This is a genomic window from Paenibacillus sp. FSL W8-0194 (genome assembly GCF_037969745.1).
Classification (GTDB): Bacteria; Bacillota; Bacilli; order Paenibacillales; family Paenibacillaceae; genus Paenibacillus_AQ; species Paenibacillus_AQ cookii.
On sequence record NZ_CP150205.1, the window covers coordinates 1169843 to 1190361 of the forward strand.

The 20519-nt window shown below is 53.8% G+C and carries 19 protein-coding genes; 14 read left to right on the forward strand and 5 right to left on the reverse strand.

What is annotated here, in order from left to right; all coding sequences use genetic code 11:
- The first annotated feature begins 1 nt into the window (after window position 1).
- The 5 genes from MKY58_RS04970 to gntK all read left to right on the forward strand — a co-directional run bounded on the left by MKY58_RS04970 (window position 2) and on the right by gntK (window position 6102).
- Window positions 2-1012: an ABC transporter ATP-binding protein gene (locus tag MKY58_RS04970; RefSeq protein WP_339323699.1), complete on the forward strand. Its 1011-nt coding sequence runs from the start codon at window positions 2-4 to the stop codon at window positions 1010-1012.
- Window positions 999-1802, forward strand: coding sequence for an ABC transporter ATP-binding protein (locus MKY58_RS04975; RefSeq protein WP_339323700.1), 804 nt, complete (start codon window positions 999-1001; stop codon window positions 1800-1802). The genes MKY58_RS04970 and MKY58_RS04975 overlap by 14 nt, the downstream gene beginning before the upstream one ends.
- Before the next feature lie 516 nt (window positions 1803-2318).
- Window positions 2319-3002, forward strand: a complete 684-nt coding sequence (locus MKY58_RS04980; RefSeq protein ID WP_036712253.1) for a GntR family transcriptional regulator — start codon at window positions 2319-2321, stop codon at window positions 3000-3002.
- A gap of 155 nt (window positions 3003-3157) precedes the next feature.
- Window positions 3158-4519: a GntP family permease gene (locus MKY58_RS04985; protein WP_339323701.1), complete on the forward strand. Its 1362-nt coding sequence runs from the start codon at window positions 3158-3160 to the stop codon at window positions 4517-4519.
- A 44-nt stretch (window positions 4520-4563) separates the two neighbouring features.
- Entirely contained in the window at window positions 4564-6102 is a 1539-nt protein-coding gene (gene gntK, locus MKY58_RS04990; protein ID WP_212952107.1) for a gluconokinase, read from the forward strand.
- Window positions 6103-6263: 161 nt separating this feature from the next.
- Here the strand turns inward: gntK and MKY58_RS04995 are convergent, their stop codons facing one another.
- The 4 genes from MKY58_RS04995 to MKY58_RS05010 form a co-directional block, all read right to left on the reverse strand.
- The gene (locus MKY58_RS04995; RefSeq protein ID WP_339323702.1) at window positions 6264-7649 is read right to left on the reverse strand and encodes an ADP-ribosylglycohydrolase family protein; all 1386 of its coding nucleotides are present in this window, start codon (window positions 7647-7649) and stop codon (window positions 6264-6266) included.
- A 102-nt stretch (window positions 7650-7751) separates the two neighbouring features.
- Window positions 7752-8612, reverse strand: a complete 861-nt coding sequence (locus MKY58_RS05000; protein WP_339323703.1) for a helix-turn-helix domain-containing protein — start codon at window positions 8610-8612, stop codon at window positions 7752-7754.
- 71 nt (window positions 8613-8683) lie between these two features.
- Window positions 8684-8878, reverse strand: a complete 195-nt coding sequence (locus MKY58_RS05005; RefSeq protein WP_339323704.1) for a hypothetical protein — start codon at window positions 8876-8878, stop codon at window positions 8684-8686.
- Window positions 8879-8953: 75 nt separating this feature from the next.
- Window positions 8954-9895, reverse strand: coding sequence for an EamA family transporter (locus MKY58_RS05010; protein WP_339323705.1), 942 nt, complete (start codon window positions 9893-9895; stop codon window positions 8954-8956).
- Between the two features lie 111 nt (window positions 9896-10006).
- Between MKY58_RS05010 and MKY58_RS05015 the strand changes: the two genes are divergently transcribed.
- The 8 genes from MKY58_RS05015 to MKY58_RS05050 all read left to right on the forward strand — a co-directional run bounded on the left by MKY58_RS05015 (window position 10007) and on the right by MKY58_RS05050 (window position 18747).
- Complete coding sequence (locus tag MKY58_RS05015; protein WP_339323706.1) at window positions 10007-10924, forward strand: AraC family transcriptional regulator; 918 nt, start codon at window positions 10007-10009, stop codon at window positions 10922-10924.
- A gap of 379 nt (window positions 10925-11303) precedes the next feature.
- A complete protein-coding gene (locus tag MKY58_RS05020; protein ID WP_339323707.1) occupies window positions 11304-12635 on the forward strand; it encodes an arsenic transporter in 1332 nt (443 codons plus the stop codon).
- Between the two features lie 209 nt (window positions 12636-12844).
- Window positions 12845-15019 carry a CAP domain-containing protein gene (locus tag MKY58_RS05025; protein ID WP_339323708.1) on the forward strand — a complete coding sequence of 725 codons (2175 nt, stop codon included), beginning with the start codon at window positions 12845-12847 and terminating at the stop codon, window positions 15017-15019.
- A 141-nt stretch (window positions 15020-15160) separates the two neighbouring features.
- Window positions 15161-16126, forward strand: coding sequence for an ABC transporter ATP-binding protein (locus tag MKY58_RS05030; RefSeq protein WP_339323709.1), 966 nt, complete (start codon window positions 15161-15163; stop codon window positions 16124-16126).
- Window positions 16119-16868 (forward strand): ABC transporter permease, encoded by a 750-nt coding sequence (locus tag MKY58_RS05035; protein ID WP_339323710.1) that lies wholly within the window; start codon window positions 16119-16121, stop codon window positions 16866-16868. The genes MKY58_RS05030 and MKY58_RS05035 overlap by 8 nt, the downstream gene beginning before the upstream one ends.
- A gap of 43 nt (window positions 16869-16911) precedes the next feature.
- A complete protein-coding gene (locus MKY58_RS05040; protein ID WP_339323711.1) occupies window positions 16912-17328 on the forward strand; it encodes a GntR family transcriptional regulator in 417 nt (138 codons plus the stop codon).
- Complete coding sequence (locus tag MKY58_RS05045; RefSeq protein WP_339323712.1) at window positions 17306-18004, forward strand: ABC transporter ATP-binding protein; 699 nt, start codon at window positions 17306-17308, stop codon at window positions 18002-18004. The genes MKY58_RS05040 and MKY58_RS05045 overlap by 23 nt, the downstream gene beginning before the upstream one ends.
- Window positions 18001-18747, forward strand: coding sequence for a hypothetical protein (locus MKY58_RS05050; RefSeq protein ID WP_339323713.1), 747 nt, complete (start codon window positions 18001-18003; stop codon window positions 18745-18747). Before MKY58_RS05045 ends, MKY58_RS05050 begins: the two co-directional genes overlap by 4 nt.
- An 85-nt stretch (window positions 18748-18832) precedes the next feature.
- Here MKY58_RS05050 and MKY58_RS05055 read toward each other — a convergent pair whose 3' ends face one another.
- Window positions 18833-19387 carry a hypothetical protein gene (locus tag MKY58_RS05055; protein ID WP_339323714.1) on the reverse strand — a complete coding sequence of 185 codons (555 nt, stop codon included), beginning with the start codon at window positions 19385-19387 and terminating at the stop codon, window positions 18833-18835.
- A gap of 250 nt (window positions 19388-19637) precedes the next feature.
- Between MKY58_RS05055 and MKY58_RS05060 the strand changes: the two genes are divergently transcribed.
- Complete coding sequence (locus MKY58_RS05060; RefSeq protein ID WP_339323715.1) at window positions 19638-20498, forward strand: MurR/RpiR family transcriptional regulator; 861 nt, start codon at window positions 19638-19640, stop codon at window positions 20496-20498.
- The last annotated feature ends 21 nt before the right edge of the window (window positions 20499-20519 follow it).

Genomic DNA, 20519 nt, shown 5'->3' on the forward strand with positions numbered 1-20519 from the left:
TATGAGCACGAACATTTTGGAGGTCAGCGGCCTGAAGACCTATTATAAAACCCGCCTGAAGGAAAAGGTGTTTGCGGTGGACGGCGTCGATTTTAATCTGGAGGAGGGGAAGACGCTCGGCATCGCGGGAGAATCCGGCTGCGGAAAATCGACGCTTGCGCTCAGCCTGATGGGCTTTTATTTCCCGCCCCTTCATTACGGCAGCGGTTCCATCCGAATCTCCGGCAACGACATTATGAAGCTGAGCAAGGAGCAGCTGAGGTCGAAAGTTTCCGGGCGCGAAATCGCCTATATCCCGCAGGCGGCGATGAACGCGCTTAATCCGACGCTGCGAATCATCCGGTTTATCGAAGACATCATGAAGGAGCACCGGCCCGAATTGTCCAAAAAGCAGGTATGGGAGCTGGCGGCGGATCGTTTTAAGACGCTGAATCTGCCGGAAAAGGTGCTGAAATCGTATCCGAGCGAGCTGTCGGGAGGGATGAAGCAGCGGACGGTCATCGCCATTTCCACCATCCTTAATCCGAAAGTGCTGATCGCCGACGAACCGACTTCCGCGCTGGACGTCACTTCGCAGAAAGCGGTCATCAAGCTGCTGAAGGATCTGCTGGACAAAAAGTATATCCGGTCGCTCGTTTTTATCACGCATGAGCTGCCGCTGCTTTATCATGTCACGGACGAAATCATGGTCATGTACGCGGGCGAAATCGTCGAGCGGGGCACGGCGGAGCAGATGATTTTTGATCCCGTCCATCCGTATACGAAAAAATTGATGGGTTCCATCCTCGTTCCGGAGGAAGGCATGAAAGGCCAAAAGCTGGCCGCGATTCCCGGCGCTCCGCCGAATCTGAAGCAGGTGCCGCCCGGCTGCCGGTTTGCGGAACGCTGCTCCTTTGCGCAAAGCGAATGCAAAACCGGCAAGGTGCCGATTCGCGCGGGCGGGAACCATTGGTACCGCTGCCTGTTTGAAACGGAAACGCTGAAGGAGTGGTATGCGAATGAACCATCGTGACCTGTTGATCCGCGGCAGAGGCCTTACAAAAGTGTTCGGTTATGGCAGCCAAAAAACGACCGCCGTGGATGCGGTGGATTTCGATTTTCATAAAGGGGAAATCATTTCGATCGTCGGCGAAAGCGGAAGCGGCAAAACGACGCTGGCCAAAATGATCATGGGCCTTCTGAAGGAATCCTCCGGGATCATCGAATATAAAGGGCAGCCCCGCCGTTTGAAGTCGCATGCCGAACGGAAACGGTATTGGAAAGATATCCAGGCGATTTTTCAAGATCCGTTTTCGTCGTTTAACCTGTTTTACCGGGTGGAAAAATTGCTGCTCGATTGCATTAAGCTGCAGGGGCTCAAGCTGACGAAGGAAGAGCGGTACCGCAAAATGCAGGAAGCCTGTTCCTTCGTCAATCTCAAATTCGAGGAGCTGCACAACAAATACCCGTTTGAGCTGTCCGGCGGCCAGATGCAGCGGCTGATGATCGCCCGGATTTTCATGCTGCACCCGAAGGTGCTCATCGCCGACGAGCCGACGTCCATGGTGGACGCGTGCTCCCGTTCGACGATTCTCGATATGCTGCTGAAGCTGCGGGACGAAAACGAAATGACGATCATCTTCATCACGCATGACGTAGGGCTGGCTTATTACGTAAGCGATACGATCTACATTATGGAAAAGGGGAAAATCGTCGAAAGCGGCCCCGCCGAGGACATGATCCTGAATCCGCAGCACGGTTATACCCGGCAGCTCGTCAACGACGTCCCGAAAATCCACTCGGCTTGGGATTTGGGGTCGTAGGAAGGAGCATGGCTTTGCGCGAACCAAGGGTGGAGCCGGAGGAAATCTCCGGGCTCCATCCCTGCATATAAAGGCTGCCTGGACTGCGAATCATTTCCGTTTTTATGCGATCGATTCCTTGAAAATGGCTATGAAAACGAAACGTAAAATAATTTTTTTAGCAGCTTTCTTTTTGATGACGGCTAAAATATTCCAGCAAAAAGCATGCATGAAGGGAGGGGGGCGAAGCCCGAACCCGGCGCGGATCAAGAAACGGAAGGAAATTTCATGGTCAAAACAGCTGGAAAACATTGCTTTGAAGCGCTTTCAAAATAAGGTTTACAGATGCCGGGTTCTGATTTAAAATAAAAAAGGTTTTAAGTTGTCGACAAGTATACTTGTGATATTGAAAAATCGGTTCAGGATGAAAAACTGCGAAAGGTTGGAACGGCACTGCGCGGATATGATAAAATCCTATTAGTATGCTTACGAATCGGGATTGATAAACAATCCTTGAAATAGGAGAGTTGTCTGATGTTGCAGTATCCTTCGGCCTGGCTGCAGAACGCATCCCTTGGGGAAACCATCGCGTGCGAGCTGAGGCTTCGAATCATCAACGGAACGATCAAGACGGGCGAGACCATTTCGGAAAATTGGGTGGCTTCCGAGTTCGGCACAAGCCGTTCCCCGGTGCGGGAGGCTTTAAAAACGCTCTCAAGCGAAGGACTGATCCGGCTTGAGCGCATGGGGGCCGTCGTGGTCGGTCTGGATGTCACGGATGTCGAAGAGCTGTACGACGTTCGTTTTTTGATTGAAAGCTTCGCCCAGCAGCGGCTGGCCCAATCGGATGTGACCGGTTTGCTCGGCTGCCTCCAGCGGATCGTGGACAAAATGGAGCTGGCGATGAAACATAACGACGCCGTGGAATTTTCTTACCAGGACTTATCCTTTCATGAAACGATCATTACGGCCGCGAACCACAACCGGATTTTGCATCTTTGGAAGAGCATCCGGCCGATCGTCATGACCGTCATGCTGCTCACGACCGACGAAATTTTTTCGAAAGGCGAACAAAAGCTGCATTCGGTCATCGACAAACATTATACGATCATGAAAGGCTTGGAATCCCGCAAAAGAGACGTCATCGAACAGGTGGTCAGGGAATATTTCGCGGATTCCAGGAAAACGCTTCACAGCAGCATCCCCGGCCGTACATCCTGAAGCGGTCGGCACATGTCCCTACGCGGACGTTGCCGCTCAAAGTTGTCGACAAGTATACCAATACTTAAATTAAATGCTGGCAAATGGGCATGATAATTTGAAGGGAATTCATAAATCATCCAGAAAAACCAGGTGAAGAAAGGTAGGTTGTCTTGATGTCCAGTATTTTCGGTATGAGCCATAATTGGACGCTGATCGTTTGGACGCTTGTCGCGATTGCGTTTTTGATCGTATTTATCGCCAAATTCAAGTGGAACCCGTTCGTTACGCTGCTGCTGTCGGCGCTGATCCTCGGCTTTTTGACGGGCATGAAACCGCTTGATATCGTCGACTCGGTAACGAAAGGGCTTGGCGGAACGTTAAGCACGATCGCCATCGTCATCGGCCTCGGCACGATGCTCGGCAAGATGATGGCCGAGTCCGGCGGTGCCGAGCAAATCGCCACGACGCTGGTTAACCGCTTCGGCGAAAAACGCGTGCACTGGGCGATGATGATCGTCGGCTTTATCGTCGGGATTCCGGTGTTTTTTGAGGTGGGCGTCATTCTGCTCATTCCGATCGTGTTTACGGTCGCGCGGAAAACCAAAATGTCGCTCCTGCAAATCGGGATTCCGATTTTGGCGGGGCTTTCCACCGTGCACGGTCTGGTTCCGCCGCATCCGGCACCCATGATCGCGATTGATGCATACAAAGCCGATTTGGGTAGAACCATATTATATTCCTTGATCGTCGGCCTTCCGTCGGCGATCGTGGCAGGACCTCTTTTCGGCAAATGGATCGGCAAACGGATCAAGGTCGAGCCGCCGGCGGAGCTGGCAGAGCAGTTTTCGTCCAGCGGCGAGCGCAAGCTGCCGGGCTTCGGCATTACCTTGTTTACGATCCTGCTTCCTGTTATTCTGATGCTGATCGGTTCGATCGCCACCATTATCGATCCGAATGCCAAGCATGGATTAACCGTATTTTGCGAGTTTATCGGGCATGAAGTGATCGCGCTTTTGATCGCGGTCGTCTTTTCCTTTTTTTCGCTCGGCTTCTCGCGCGGTTTCACCAAAGACCAGATTTCCAAATTCACGAGCGAATGCCTGGCTCCTACTGCAACGATCATTTTGATCATCGGCGGAGGCGGAGCGTTCAAGCAGGTGCTCATTAACAGCGGCGTCGGCGACGCGATCGCGCAAATCGCCACGTCCGCGAATATCAACATCATTTTGTTCGCATGGTTCGTAGCGGCGTTGATCCGCGTGGCGACCGGTTCGGCTACCGTGGCCATGACGACGGCCGCAGGCATCGTCGCTCCGGTGCTGGCGCTGAATCCCGGAGCGAGCCCTGAACTGGTCGCGCTTGCAACGGGCGCGGGTTCCCTCGTTCTGTCCCATGTCAACGACGCCGGTTTCTGGATGGTCAAAGAGTTCTTCAACATGTCCGTTCCGCAGACGCTGAAATCATGGACCGTGATGGAAACGCTGCTGTCGGTGGCGGGGCTTGCGTTCATTCTCGTCGTCAGTATATTTGTATAATAATGAAACAAGAGTTTCATCGATTCAAGAAAGAAGGTTAAAGCATGAGCAATAACATGATGATCGGCATCGATATCGGCACGACAAGCACCAAGGCCGTCATTTTCGAGGAGAACGGCAAGGTCGTGGCCAAGGGCAGCGAAGGCTATCCGCTCCATACCCCGACGTCATCGATTGCCGAGCAGGATCCGGACCTGATTTTCGCCGCCGTCATTCATTCGGTGAAGCAGGCGATGGAAAAAAGCGGGGCAGCTCCCGAGCAGATCATGTTCGTGTCCTTCAGCTCGGCGATGCACAGCGTAATCCCCGTCGGCGCGGACGGCAAACCGCTGATGAACTGCATTACGTGGGCGGACAACCGCAGCGCGGAATGGGCGGAGAAGCTGAAGAAGGACATGAACGGGCATGAGATTTATTTGCGCACGGGCACGCCGATTCATCCGATGTCGCCGCTGTCGAAGCTGATTTGGCTGCGTCATGACGAACCTGATATCTATAACAAAGCGGACAAATTCATTTCGATCAAGGAATATGTCTTCGCGAAGCTGTTCAACCAATACATCATCGATTATTCGATCGCTTCTTCGACGGGCATGTTCAATTTGGAGCAGCTCGATTGGGACAAGGAGGCGCTGGAGCTTGCCGGCGTCAAGCCGGACAATCTTTCCGTTCCCGTTCCGACGACCCATGCCGTCTCGGGGCTGAATCCAGTTTACGCAGAGGAGATGGGGCTTCTGGCCTCCACTCCTTTTATCGTGGGAGCAAGCGACGGCGTGCTGTCGAATCTCGGCGTCGATGCCACCCAGCCGGGCGTCGTCGCGGCGACGATCGGCACAAGCGGCGCGATTCGCACCGTCGTGGACCGGCCTGTGACCGATCCGAAGGGCCGCATTTTCTGTTACGCGTTGACCGACAAGAAGTGGGTCATCGGAGGACCGGTCAACAACGGAGGCATGCTGTTCCAATGGGTACGGGACGAGTTTGCCGCCTCCGAAGTGGAGACGGCGAAACGCCTCGGCCTTGATTCGTACGACCTGCTGACCCGGATCGCGGAGCAGGTGAAGCCGGGGGCGGACGGGCTGTTGTTCCATCCGTACTTAACGGGCGAAAGGGCGCCGCTGTGGAACCCGGACGCGCGCGGCTCGTTTTTCGGGCTGACGATGCATCACCGCAAGGAGCACATGATCCGCGCCGTGCTGGAAGGCGTTATATTCAATATGTACACGGTGCTGCTGGCGATGGAGGAAATCATCGGGCGTCCGACCAAAATCCACGCCACCGGCGGATTTTCGCGTTCCCCGCTCTGGCGCCAAATGATGGCGGACATTTTCGATCAGGAAGTCGTCATTCCCGAAAGCTACGAAAGCTCCTGCCTCGGCGCCGTGGTCCTTGGCCTGTACGCGCTCGGCAAAACCGATACGCTGGACATCGTTTCCGGCATGATCGGGTCCACCCACCAGCACAAGCCGATCAAGGAACACGCGCAAATTTACCACCGGCTGCTGCCGATTTTCATTAAAATTTCGCGGAACCTGGAAGAAGAATATAAAGCCATCGCCGAATTCCAGCGGCAATTGTTCTAGTTCGGGCGCACGCATTGAACCCCCGTATGACATGGGTCATACGGGGGTTTTATTTTGGGAGGCGAGTAAAATAAATTCGCTACATGGTGCCCTTCGTTCCGGATCCTTTGTAGGGGAAGGGAATTAACCTGTTGAAGCCGGTTTAGGGAAAAGCGGGCCTTTTATTCTGCTTGAATTTTCCGAAAAACGTCGTAGCTTCTGCGGGCGCATTCCGAGATGGCGATCGGGTGGAAGCCGCTGACGTCCGCATACAACGTATCGTTCAGCGGCGCGGTCCATGACTCAGGCAGCTCTGCCGCTCCATGCGATGCGCCTAGAATCGAGCCGACCGTGGCACCGTTGCAATCCGTATCCCAGCCGCCAAGCACGGCGGTCGTGATCCCCTTTTCGAAATCGCCGCCGGAATGGATGAGCGCCGCCGAGCATAAAGCTGCATTATTGTTGGTATGAACGGCGTGATAGTGCTTGAAGGACTCCCATATTTTGGCGACCAGCTCCAAGGTGTCTTCCGTTTCCTCTGCGATCCGTACCGCCAAGGCCACATCTTCCGCCAAACGGCAGTTTTTCGGAATTTCGCTTAATCCGATCTCAACGATCCGTTTCACGTCGTTCTCTACGAATGCGGCAGCTATCATAGCCGAACAGAACATCGCGCCATAAATACCGTTCTTCTCATGGGAGAAGGAGGCATCCCTCCAAGCCAGCTCAGCCGCAAGCTCGGGCCGGCCGGCGGCCCCGTAAGCATAGCCGTCGACACGGATCTGGGCGCCGATCCATTCGCGGAACGGATTCAAATAGGAACGACACCAGCGGATATGTTTTTCCCAATCCTCCGGCTGTTCTCCGTTAATATACGCAGTGACGCGGGCAAAATTCAAGTAGGATTGCGCTTCGGCCGTGAACACCTGACCAAACGTCAAATGCCGGTGCCACAGCTTGCCGACGTCCCATGAATTAAAATCCAGACCGCGCTGCTCAAGCATAAGCAGGCCAAGCACCGTATAACGAATGTCGTCATCGGTTTCCATGAAACGGATATTGTCGCCGCAGCTGGCCAGGCTGCTCCAGCGGGCGATATCGATGCCGTACTCCGCTTTGGCTGCCGAATCGCTCGGCGTGTAGTGGCGGATCGGCCATTGTCCGGCACCTTCAAACCACAGCTTAATATTGTGCCAGCCCGGTCTGCCACCCGATCCGTTCATGAAGGCGGGAGCCTCCAGCGGCTTGCCTAGAGCGCACCCAACGGCCCGGCCGAGCCAAGCCCCGTAAAACTTGTCCTGCCATTCGCCTTCGTCCCTGTTGGCGGCAAGCATTCGTGGGCCTGTCGGGCGTTCGTTTCGAATCGATTCCAGATCGTTCGGCTCATCATATTTAAAATCCGTGCTTGGTTCTAATTTCGCGAGCTCGCGGTAGACATCCATCAACCGCGTTTCATCGGTGCCGGCGTCGTCAAGATGCTCCCGGAAACCTGCGACGTCGCATCCCTCTTCCCGGCGCTGCGTTATTTCCGCCAAGACCAATTCCCGTAATCCATGCCACTTCGTCATGGGCGTGCTCCTCCTTCATTGGTGTCCAGCCAAATCGAATTTTGCACTCATTATAACTTGCATCCGGAAGCCGTGACTTCTCAAATTGTGCAGGCGCCCCTCTCATTTTTTGCTAGCGGAAAAGTTTCCGCCCGATTGCCGGTAAGCATTCGGGGACATGCCGACCTTTTCGTTGAAAATCCGGTAAAAGGTTGCCAAGCTTTGAAAGCCGCAGTCGAATGCGATCTCGGCGACGGATTTGTCCGTGCCGGCCAAATCCCGTTTGGCCGTCTGAACGCGCAGCAGCGACACATATTCCGAAAAGCGATAACCCGTCGCTTCCAGGAATGCCCGGCTTACGCGCGAGACGCTCAGCCCGAGTTCATCGGCCAGTTCCTTCAGGCTGATCGGTTCGCGATGGCGCTGCTCAACCAAAGCGGCCAGCGCTTGCGCATGGCGCGCAGACTGGACCATGCCGCTTCGTTCCTCATCCGTAAGCCGGTCGTTATAATGGCGCAGAAGGCGGCCGCATAGCTGAATCAGCGCGCTTTTTGCCATCGCCGGATAGCCCGGGGCTTTCTCCCGCAATTCTTCCGCGACGGCCAGCATCCAGGGGGCAAGCTGCCGCGCAAGCGCCGATCCGCCGGGGATATGATTGCAAAAATGCGCCGCGCGGTAAGAAAAAGGAAGCAGCAAGCCGGGTTCTTCCTGCAGCAGCAACGCGGCATCAAAATTAATGAAAAGATATCGGCTCGGGTCCGCCGGGTCCGCTTGGGCGATGTGCGGTTCCTCACTATTGACCAGAAACAAATCGCCGGGGCCGGCTTCATACCGTTTATGGCCGAAGAAAAAGAGGCCCTTGCCCGACAAGCAAAGGCCGATTTCCAGGCTTTCATGCACATGGGGCGGCTGCCTGTGCGCCGCGGGCGTCCATTCGAAAGCATTGATGGGAATGGGGTTGTCGTACGTGATATGAAGTTTCATCGGGACCTATGCCTCCTGAGGGGATCGCTTTCCAGTAACCACTGAACGGGTGGTGTCTTGCCTCTCCCGTTTTAACTTACATATACATTTTGAAGCATTTTCCACTCAGCCTCAAGCTTCTTGCATTCCGCCTTATCTTCCCAAATTACTGGGCGCGGGGAAACGGCGAAACGCTCCGTCTCTTCGCGGAAGAGCAAGACGAGAGGATCCGGAATGCTGCCGTGAAGCAGCGACAGGCCCAAAAACTGGACTAACACAGGAGACATGGCGTTTGTGCCCCTTGCCTACGAGGCAAGGGACATTTTTTGCTGATCCGGAGGGATTCGTTCGCGCCCAACTAGCTAGCGCTTCTGCTGAGTTCTTTTCGTTTGGTTAGTTGAGGCCGCCTTTTTATCCCATGCCAAAACCAAAATCAGTCCGATGATGCATGCCGCCCCCAGCCATTGGAAACGTCCAAAGGGCTCTTTCAGCCAAAACACGGTCGTTAAAACCGCAGCCAGCGGTTCCAAACTGCCTAGAAGGCTTGTTTCTTTGGGCGACAGGCTTTGCAGGCTTTCGATATAAAACCAAAAGGCGATCATGGTGCCGAAGAGGATCACGAATACCAGGTATACATAGGCTTCCGGCGTCAAGCTTTTAAAGTCGATTTGCCAAGGAGGATGGATGACGCTTAATCCCAAACCGCCGATGACCATTGCCCAGCCGACGATGACGAGGGAATCGTATTGCTTCAAGAGAGGACCTGCGTACAAGGTATAAAAAGCCAGCGCCGCTCCCGACAAAACACCCCAAAAGACGGCAGGGGCCGGCACGGATAATCGGGAAACGGAGCCGTCGGTCAACAGGAAAAAACAGCCGGCTAAAGCGAGGAGGACGGTCAGCAAATCCTTTCGCGTGAAAACCGTTTGTTTTCGCAGAACTAAATAGATAATAATCATGACCGGCGCTAAATATTGCAGCAGCGTGGCGACCGCAGCATTGCCGTATTTAATCGATGCCATGTACGTATATTGAACCGCAAGCATGCCCAGCAATCCGAAGGCAACGAGCTGGAGGGCCGTCTTTTTATTTTTCCATACGACAAATAGTTGCGAGCGGTCTTTCGCCAACCATTGAACGGCCAAAAGCAGCACGCCGGCGATGAGCAAACGCGTCGTTACAAGCCAATCGATATCGACGGCCGTTTGTTGGAAAAGCTTTTGGGAAACGGTGCCGCTGATCCCCCAAAATACCGCTCCCGTGGTCACGAGAAACAATCCTTTTTTTCCTGATGATTTGTCCATGAACGGGTTTCTCCACCTTAAATATAATGATAGTATTATAATAGGTGGAAAATCTGTTTAAATATATCGATATTGAATGAAAAAATATAAATATATTGAGGTTGTGGTCGTTTGCAGATCAAAAATTTCAAGATTGGCCAAAACTTAAAGGAACTCACCGAGCATCGGACGGTCGTATTGCCGGTTGCCTGTTACGAAACGACGATCCATCAAAATATACACGGATATATTCCGCTTCATTGGCACGATGAACTTCAATTTGTCCGGATGGTCCAAGGGGAAGCAAGCTTTCAAATCAACGAAGAGAAATTGGTCGTTCGACAAGGCGACGGGCTCTTTATCAATAGCGGCTGCCTGCACATGGCGGAGGAGCTGAATGAATCGGGCTGCGTCTATATCTGTTTGAACGTGTCCCCCGATTTCGTCGTATCGCCAGAGCTTTACGCCACGTATGTAGCCCCTTATATTCAAGCGACGAATTTGCCCTACTTATATATTGAGTCCGATAAGCCTTGGGGAAAAAACATTTTGGATGCCGTAGGGAACATTCATCAATGGCTTCAACAAAAGCCGCCTTACTTTGAAATCGATATGTCGCTAAATCTGGCGCTCATTTGGAAAAACCTTGTCATGAACGGCTTTCAACTCGAGCACGACCCGATGGAAGCGGCAAAGAATCAGCGGATGAAGGAAATGTTAAGCTGGATCGATACGCATTACGCCGAAAAAGTCACATTGGATGAGATCGCGAGAGCCGGCCGATTGAGCCGTTCGGAATGCTGCCGGTATTTCAAGCGAATGTTAAATACGACTCCGCTGAATTACGTGATCGATTACAGGATTCAAAAAAGCTTAATCTTGCTGCAGCAAACGGAATCCAACGTGACGGAAGTCGCCTATAAGGTCGGATTTAACAGCACGAGTTATTTTATCGAAAGATTCAGGAAGTTGAAGAAGGTCACCCCGTTAGCCTACAAAAAATTAAAAATGGATGGTGGAAAGCTGGGACCGGCAAACATCAATTCATGATCGGCGAAACGAAAGGCTTCAGCCAAACGGCTGAGGTCTTTTTTTGCGTAAAACGTTGGTTTGGGTCATCTGCTCCCATTCTCGCAAATACGCTTGGAAAATAGCATTTTTTCAGGGCAATCCGCCCGGATCGGCCTATGCCGTCCCGGGCCGAATGCCGATGATTGACATTAGTAGATTTTGAGAGAACCGTGGCGTTGGCCATGTCGAAGCTCGTTTACTTCACGTATACATACAGTATCACCAGTGACATCCATTTGAACGAAACCTAAGGAGGGGGGCGGATGGAGTTTTAATAGAAAACGAGATTCCAGATTTCGAAGCAAAGGAGAGTTGTGCACTGGAAATAACATTTTTTAGTTAGAGATGAGGGTTTAACATGCATGATTTCATGGTGTTGATTACGGTCTGTTCCTTCCTGTTCACCATCGGTTTTATCTTTTGGCGTCCCCAAGTCAACGAAGCGATTCCGGCAACGATCGGCGCGGCCTTGGTTCTGATCAGCGGCAGCGTCACGCTGGCCGACCTGGGGAATATCACGGAAACGATCAGCGGCGCGGCGGTCACGATCATGGCGACCATCGTCATGGCCATCGTTCTGGAAAGCTTCGGTTTTTTCCATTGGGCGACGGAGCTGCTCACCAGGCAGGCCAAAGGCTCCGGAATCCGGCTGTTTTGGCTGACGAACCTGTTCTGTTTTTTGATGACGCTGTTCGTGAACAATGACGGCAGCATTTTGATCACGACGCCGATCCTGCTGATGATGCTGAAAAACATCGGGCTCAAAAACCATCAAAAAATACCCTACCTAATCTCGGGCGCCCTTATAGCCACCGCTTCCAGCGCTCCGATCGGCGTCAGCAACATCGTTAACCTGATCGCGCTCAAAATCGTGAACATGGATTTGTACATGCATACGGCCATGATGTTCGTCCCCGCAACGCTCGGCCTCCTCCTGCTCACCGTCATCCTGTTTCTCATCTTTTACCGGACCCTGCCGAAAAGGATTCCTTCCCAACCGAAATGGATCTTAAAACCCGGGCAGCATCCGCTGCAGCAGCCGCTTCAGCAGGAAGACCGCACCAAATTCATGAGAAATATTTTGATTTTCGTTTTCTGCGTCCGCATCAGTTTGTTCGTCGCTTCCTTCGTTCACTTCCCGGTATCCTTGATGGCCGTCATCGGTTCTGCGTTTTTGCTCGCCTGGCGCTGGTACCGCCTTAAAATCCCCCCTACCGACATGCTGAAAAAAACGCCGTGGTACATTCTTGTCTTCGCCTTCAGCATGTACGTCATCATCTACGGCTTGAACAATATCGGTCTGACGGAATGGCTGATCCGGATGCTGCAGCCGCTCGTGTCGGGAAGCCTGCTGTACGCCAGCGTGCTGATGGGCGGCCTGCTCAGCGTTTTATCCAACATATTCAACAATCATCCGGCATTGATGGTCGGGACGATCACTTTGACGAATATGGGGCTTGACCCGCTCACGTTAAAAATATCATACTTGGCCAGCGTCATCGGAAGCGATATCGGTTCCCTGCTGCTGCCGATCGGCACGCTCGCAACCTTGATGTGGCTGCATATCGTGCGCAAAGGCGGCGTTAAGATCGGTTGGGGCCAATACCTGAAGGTGACAGCCGTTGCGATCCCCGTCACCGTGTTGTTTACGCTCATCGTCCTTTCGTATTGGGTCAGCTGGATTTTTTGATAATATCAGAGAGACGAAAAAGGACCTACGTTTTCGGGCAGGTCCATAATAGAGATGATGGATATATAGCATAATCTATGCCGGTACGGCCGAAAAGGAATAGGCAAATTTCCGTTTCAGGCACGGGACCATCCATGACGAATCGGCAAAAAAACGGGACTTCAGGCGCTATAGGGCCGGAAGTCCCGTTTTGGTTTGGGAGGAAAGTGATGGATTTTGTCGAATATAGAGAACATCCGAAGGAAAGGAAGGAAGATTATTCGATGAATATGAAAAAAAGCGGGCAGTCGTCCTTACGGGACGATGGAGTGACGAAGAGAAACGCCCGACAGGGAACGCGCGCACGAAACGGAGGGCTCCGCAAATGGGCGATCATGCCGTTCGTTGCCGCCGGGCTGCTGCTGGGAACCGGGACGATAGCGACGCCGGCGTTTGCCGCGCAGGTGCTATCGGCAGGGACGGACCAAGATCAAAGCGAGGCGCTCTCCCATTTGAACAGCGTCCGGGCGAAGGCCGGACTGCAGCCGTTGCAGCTTAACGGCGTGATATCCAAGGCGGCAAGCCTTCATGCGGCGTATTACAACGCGAATCACGGAAAGAAAACCGAGGGCGCCCATAACGAAACCAAAGGGATGCCCGGGTATACGGGAGCAACCGTAACGGACCGGTTGAAAGCCGCCGGCTGGACGTTTGGTTCGAAGGGGTATTCCACCGGGGAGGTCATGCATTACAAGCAGGCGAGCAGCAAGGATGCGATCGACGGCTGGCTGGACACCGCCTATCACCGCAAAATCATTCTCAGCCCGAAATACAGGGAAGTCGGCTTCGGTTTGGCGGACGGAACGGCCGTGGCCGATTTTGCCGGTTTTTCGGAGCCTGGTCCGATCCAAGGAGGCATCTCGGTTTATCCCTATGACGGCATGACGAACGTCGGGGTCGGTTTTTACGGTCTTGAATCTCCGAACCCGTTGAGCCAATTTAACGTGGATCATTCCGGTTACATCATTTCGGCTTCGACGGAACGGGATATGGTTTGGCATGAAGCGCAAATCGCGGACGAAAGCGGCGCGGCGGTGCCGTATTATGAGGAGCTTTACGGCGGGGATACGTTGTTCCTGTATCCCAAACAGATTCTGAAAGGCAATCATACATACAAAATATCGCTTTCCTATCAGATGAAAGGAACGTCCGGGAAGCTGCAAAAGACATGGTCTTTTACCACCGGAAAAGGACATCAATTGGTCTTCGTCCAATCCCGATATCCCGAGCTTGTTCTCAATGAAGGCGGGGAACTGCCGATCGAAGCCGAGGGGATGTATGACGACGGGGTGACGGAACTGCTCCAAACCGGAGTCGGCTACGTTAGCAGCGAGCCCAAAGGACTGGCCGTCTCGCCGGAGGGCATGTTAAAAGGCGTTAAACCTGGCGATTATACGGTAACGCTGACATCGGGGAGCGTTCAAAACCGGATCAAGGTCAAAGTGCTGCCGAAGCTCAAGCTAAAGGAATATCCGGGAACGAATCCCGCCGCGATAACGGATATCGCCGGGCACACGGGCCGGTCCGCGATCGAATGGGCCCTTCGGTCGGGAGTGATGACCGCATCGGACCGCAATCAGTTTCGGCCCGATGCGGCGGTGACGGAGGCCGAATTCTGGACGGCGCTGCTTCGCATGTACCGAGTCGATGATGAAGCTTATGCGCCTGCAAAAAAAACGCATTGGGCGGACGGAGCTTATAAAGCCGCGGCCGAGCGGAACATTCCGCTTGCCGGAATCGCTAACAAAACCGCAAGGGACTTGGCGATTACACGTCAAAAAGCGGCCGAAATCATTGCTGCGGCGGATGGGGTGAACTACCCGGAAAGCCAAGCGGTCTGGTACGTCCTTGCGCTCGACTATGTAAAGGGCGTCACGGAACGCTCGCTGGATGGCTTCAAGGGAAGCGAGGAACTTACGCGGGGGGAAGCGGCGGAGCTGCTGCAGTATTTGCGGCCGAAGCTGAAAGAGCTTCGCGGCAGACCGGCGTCCGTAACGCCGTCAACCGCGCTGCCGCCGCTGCCGAAACGGGAAGTGTACCGGAAGCCGGATCGGTTGGAGGACTACATGTTCGTCGCGGATTTCCGTGCCGACCGTACGCTTGCGCTTGACGGAAAGTTTGCGGGCCACGCGGGGGAAACGTTGAAAATCATGGTGCAGACCGGGGGAGACCGGCCGCAGCAGATCGAGGACCTTCACGTTACGCTCGACAAGGACGGTGTTTTCCACCTGGCTTCCGCGGGACCGTATAACGAGGATGCCTTGAACCTGTACCTGGTTACGCCCGAGGCTTATTATTGGATCGATGTCGCTGCCGGAAGCTTGAACGTGAACCAATATAAATAATGGCTGCATGTTGGGAAAAGCCGCTCCTTGAAACAAAGGGGCGGCTTTTCCGTATTTTTTGCCGGATTCAAATCGGGCTTTACATCATCATTGTTTCAGTGTACTATTTAACTATAACACTAATACAAAGGAGATGTGAACGTGACCCAATCTCAACCTATACATGGGGATGCCGCCGTGCTTTCGCTAAGAGGCGTGTCCAAAAAAATCGGAAGAAAAAAAATCGTCGATCAGCTGACGTTCGACGTCCACGAGGGCGAAATCGTCGGGCTGCTCGGCCCGAACGGAGCCGGGAAAACGACGACCATCCGGATGATTGCCGGGCTGATCCGGATGACCGAAGGAGACGTGTTCGTCCGCGGCAGCAGCATCCGGCATGAGTGGAAGAGGGCGATCCGCCATATCGGGGCCATTATCGAGAACCCGGAATTTTATCCTTACATGACGGGCTACGACAATCTGAAGCAATATCAGCGGATGAACGAATGGATCAGCAACGAGCGGATCGATGAAGTTGTCCGGCTGGTGGGACTCGAACAGGCGATGAAAAAGAAAGTGAAAGCTTATTCGCTTGGGATGCGCCAACGTCTGGGCATCGCGCAGGCGCTGCTGCACGAGCCGTCGGTCCTCATTCTGGATGAGCCGACGAACGGCTTGGATCCGGCCGGCATCCGCGAAATGCGCGATTACCTGAAAACAATCGCCCGCGAGGAAGGCATTTCGATCTTGGTGTCCAGCCATTTGCTGCTGGAGATGGAACAGCTGTGCAGCCGGGTCGTCGTCATTCAGGACGGGAAGCTCGTGACGGTACGCACCGTGGGCGAAAGCGGCGGATCTGGGCCGGAAGAGAAAAATTTCGTGCGCGTCATGTTCCGGGTCGGGCGTTTCGAGGAAGCGAAGCAAGTGCTGGGAAGCCAGGAGCATGCCGAGATTTTGCAGGTGGCGGAGGACCAAAGCGAACTGCTGGTGGCGCTTCGCTACAAAGATATTCCGGACATGGTTACCGCGCTCGGCGCCGCCGGGGTTCCGATTTACCAGATTACGGAGCTGAAGCAGTCGCTGGAAGACGAATTTTTGAAATGGACGGGAGGAAACCGCATTGCTTAGTTTTAATCGGCTTGTCATCAACGAGTGGCTGAAAATGTCCAAAAAACGCAGCTTTTTTATTCCTTACGCCATCATCGCCGTTGCTCTTGCCGGGCTGGCCTGGGCCTTCAAACGCTGGGGCGGGGATATGATCGGCTCCGCATTCGAATATACGGCCATGATGGCCTCGACGAGCGGATTCGGCCAATTTGCCGCCATGCTGGCCGTCATTTTCACCGCAGGATTGGTGGCGAGCGAGCATAACCTGGGAACGATCAAGTTTCTGTTGATCCGCGGCCAAAGCCGCGGGAAAGTGCTTGCTTCCAAATATGCCGCGGCGCTGCTCTTTACGCTATCGCTTTTCGTTTGGCTGATAGCGGTCGGATTCGCTTCCGGCGCGGCGTTTTTCGGAATGGAAGCTTCTGCCGGCGCTTGGCGGGATCTATGGATCGCGGGCGGGAGCGCTTTGGTGTACAGCATCGTTTACGTGACGCTGGGTTTCATGATGGGCGTGCTCACCCGTTCTACGGGCGCGGCGATGGGCGTCAGCATGGCGGCGGTCGTGCTCGGCAGCCTGACGATTCCGAAAAGCTTTTACAAATACGTGCTGTTCCCGAACGCCGATCTGTCGGTGTACAGCCACGGAGGGCAGCCGCCGATCGAAGGGATGACGCTTCCTTTTTCCATCGCGGTACTGGCGGTATATATGGTCTTGTTTCTTGGCGCCAGCTTTGTTACGTTTAAGAGACGTGATATAGCCTGATGCGGCATAGGAGCTAAGCTGACGGCGAAAGGAGTCTGTCCACTTGAGCATCGAATTCGACAACAATTTGCCGATCTATCTTCAGATCATGAACCACATCAAAAGACAGATCGTATCCGGCCTGCTCCAGCCCGGCGACAAAATTCCGTCGGTAAGGGAGCTGGCGGCGGATTTGCAAATCAACCCCAACACGATTCAGCGGACGTTTCAGGAACTCGAGCGCGAGGAGGTCGTTGAGACGAAACGGGGTCTGGGAAGATATGTGACAAGCGAGGAATCCAAAATTATGGCGATCAAAAAGGAAATGGCCGGAGAACTGCTTCACCAATTCATCCATGGCATGCAGGAGCTGGGGTTCAAAAATCAGGACATCGTGACGATCGTGAAAGAGGCCGTGGCGGCCGAAGGCGGCAAGGACTGGAAGGGGGAGCATCCGGATGGACGCGCTTCTGAAGGTTAACGGCATATCGAAAACTTACGGCAAAAAGCAGGTGCTGGACGGCGTCAGCTTCGACATCGGCCCCGGCAGGCTGGTCGGGCTTCTCGGTTCGAACGGCAGCGGCAAAAGCACGCTGATGCAAATTATTGCGGGGCTGACCCCGGCCGCGGCCGGCGACATCTCGGTAATGGGCAAAACGGCAGGCAGGGAAACGAAAAGCCTCATTTCCTACATGCCGGACCGCCCGATGACCGAACGTTGGATGAAGGTGAAGGATGCGATTGCCTTTTACCACGATTTTTACGCGGATTTTGATATAGAAAAGGCCCGCGAGATGCTCGACTTCATGAAACTGGACGAGAAAAGCGGCGTCAGCATCCTCTCCAAAGGGATGAACGAACGGCTGCAGCTGACGCTGGCCCTCTCCCGGAACGTCAGCCTGTATTTGCTGGATGAGCCGATCGGCGGCGTCGATCCGGTGGCCCGCGGCAAAATTTTGGACGCGATCGTCCGTTTTTACCGCGAAGACAGCAGCCTGATCATCTCTACCCATCTGGTACGGGACATGGAACGGATTTTCGATGAAGTGATGTTTTTGCGGGACGGCCGCATCGTGCTGCATGAGGAAGTGGAAAACATCCGCATGAAGCATGGAAGGAGCGTGGACGACATGTTCAAAGAGGTGTTCGGCGAATGATGAAGCTGCTCAAATACGACCTGAGACGTAACGCGAATTTGCTGCTGGCCGTCTGCGCCGTGCTGATTTTATGCGAGCTAGGAATGATCTTGTCTCCCGCGATGCTGGAAGTCAAACTGGGCGTCATCATCGTCGCCAACTTTGCGGCCGCCGTTATTTTCACGATCAACAACCTGAGGGTGTTCGACTACAACATCAAATCGGTGAGCCGCAGGCTATTGCCGGTAAACACCCTCTCTTACGTTTGGGCGTCCCTCGTCTACGCCATCCTGAACACGCTCGCAGTCATGGTGATCGCTGCCGGGGCGGGAATGTATTTTCTGGGCCGCTTCGATACGTCTTTTTGGGGAGATGCGCTTCATCTTCCCGTATACGTGTGGATCGGATTGGCGCTGGAGACCGTGATTACGACCGTTTACGGGTTTTTGTTGTTTTACGTCGTGATTGCGCTGGCCCGCAGCATTACGAAAAAAGGCGCGTTTTGGGTCGGCCTGCTGCTGTTCCTGGTCCTGTCGGCCGTCATGGACTGGCTGGAAAACCTGCTGTTCGGCCAGGATTCCACGCAGGCGTTCAATCTGGTGTCTTTCCATTACGAAAACGGAACCGGCACGATTACGCATGATTCGCTGACCGCCATGGCCGGATGGAACTGGCTGGGATCGTTCGTTTTCGAGCTGCTGCTTAGCATCGCGTTTCTGTTTGTCATCAAGTGGTGCGTGGAAAAGCGCATCGAAGCGAGATAACCCCATATTGTCAGAGCCTGCCGCGGACGTATTCGCGCGGGCTCTATTTTTTCGTAAATACATACCGGCTTTGGAGTTTTTGCGCTCATTCTCCGTGGTTCTGAAAATAGACGTCGATCATGATCAGCGCATCAGCTTGCCCGTTGGAATCGAACATCGTTGAAAACACAACAATGTCCTTGGTTTTTTCATCCGTTACGGAGGGGTATTCGTCGAGGAACTCCCCTTTTTTAAAATCGTAAATATAATTCAGGTTTGCGCCCGTCGGATCGGGGATATCGTTTTCGCCATAGAGGCTTCTGATTTGTTCGAGCCGCATGCCGATTTCGGCGCCGCGGGTCGTTTGGTATTGGCCCAAGGTCTCTTTTTCCATCGTAATCATGGCGACGGAGTCGTTCCTATAGAACACGAGGATGCCGGGGGCGTATTCCCATCGGCCTTTTCCGGCGTCATTGCCTTTCCCCAGCACTTTTTCGGCATCCGTCCGTTTCATGCCAAAATGGACTTTTTCGCCGCTGGCGGTTTTGACGATGCCCATGTCTTCTTTGGCGAACGGCTTGTCATCTTCTTTTTCGCTGCCGCCGCCGCATCCGCTTAACGCAAGAATCAATAACAGAATCCAACCAAGGCTCCTTTTCAAACCACCCACCACCTGATCTTTTTTCTAAATTTTACTATATTAGGTTCGATTGGCAACTTGTTTTTTGTGATTATGAACGGGCCCGTTTCAGGGCTGGGGATACGCGCCTTTCGCTTGCCAACCGCATTTGCGACCGGGTACAATAAGATTGACTTAGAGGCGGAATTCACTTTTATATGCACAAATGATGAACATATTCCGGGCGAGCCGTTTGGGAAACGTTGACATGGTACGGGAAGGGGAGGAAAACATGCCGGGCACACAGGAAATGGGGAAAACGCTGCTGAGCATCCGCAGCCACTTGAACGGCCTGACGAAAACCGAGCAGAAGGTCGCGCATTATATTTTGGAAAACGCCCAGGATTTGATTTACGATTCGGTGACGGAACTGGCGGAGAAGGCGGAAGTAGGCGAGACGACGGTGCTGCGTTTTTGCCGGAAAATGAAATTCCAGGGTTTCCAGGACTTCAAGCTGTCTTTGGCGCAGGACTTGGTGAAGCCGACCGATCATATTCATGAGGAAATCGCCGAGGATGACGACCCGCTGACGCTGAGCCAAAAGATTATCGGAACGCATCTGCGCACGCTCGAGCAGACGAGGGAGCTTGTCAGCGAGGAGCAGCTGACCCAAGCGATCGACGCGCTGGCCGAAGCCGCGAACATTCATTTTTTCGGCGTCGGTTCGTCGGGATTGACTGCGGCCCAGGGAGCGCACAGCTTTGCCCGAATCGGCAAAAACAGCATGGCGAGCAGCGACACCCATTTTCAGGCGATGCAGGCTTCCCTGATGAACAAAGGCGACGTCGCCGTAGGCTTGTCCATTTCGGGCAGCACCAAGGACACGATCGACAACCTGAACATCGCCAAAAAGGCGGGTGCCCGCATCATCGCCGTCACAAGCAACGCCCGTTCGCCGATCACGAAAATCGCGGATATCGTGCTGATCGTCGTCGGCAGGGAAAATCCGCTGCAGGGCAGCTCGCTGGCGGCCAAAATGTCGCAGCTTGCAATCATCGACATCCTGAACGTCGCCGTGTCGTTAAGAATGAAAGACCAAGCGATCAAATACAGGGAAATTACCGCCAAGGCGACTTCGGACAAGCTGTATTGACTTGCAGGGTTGTCGGAGCTG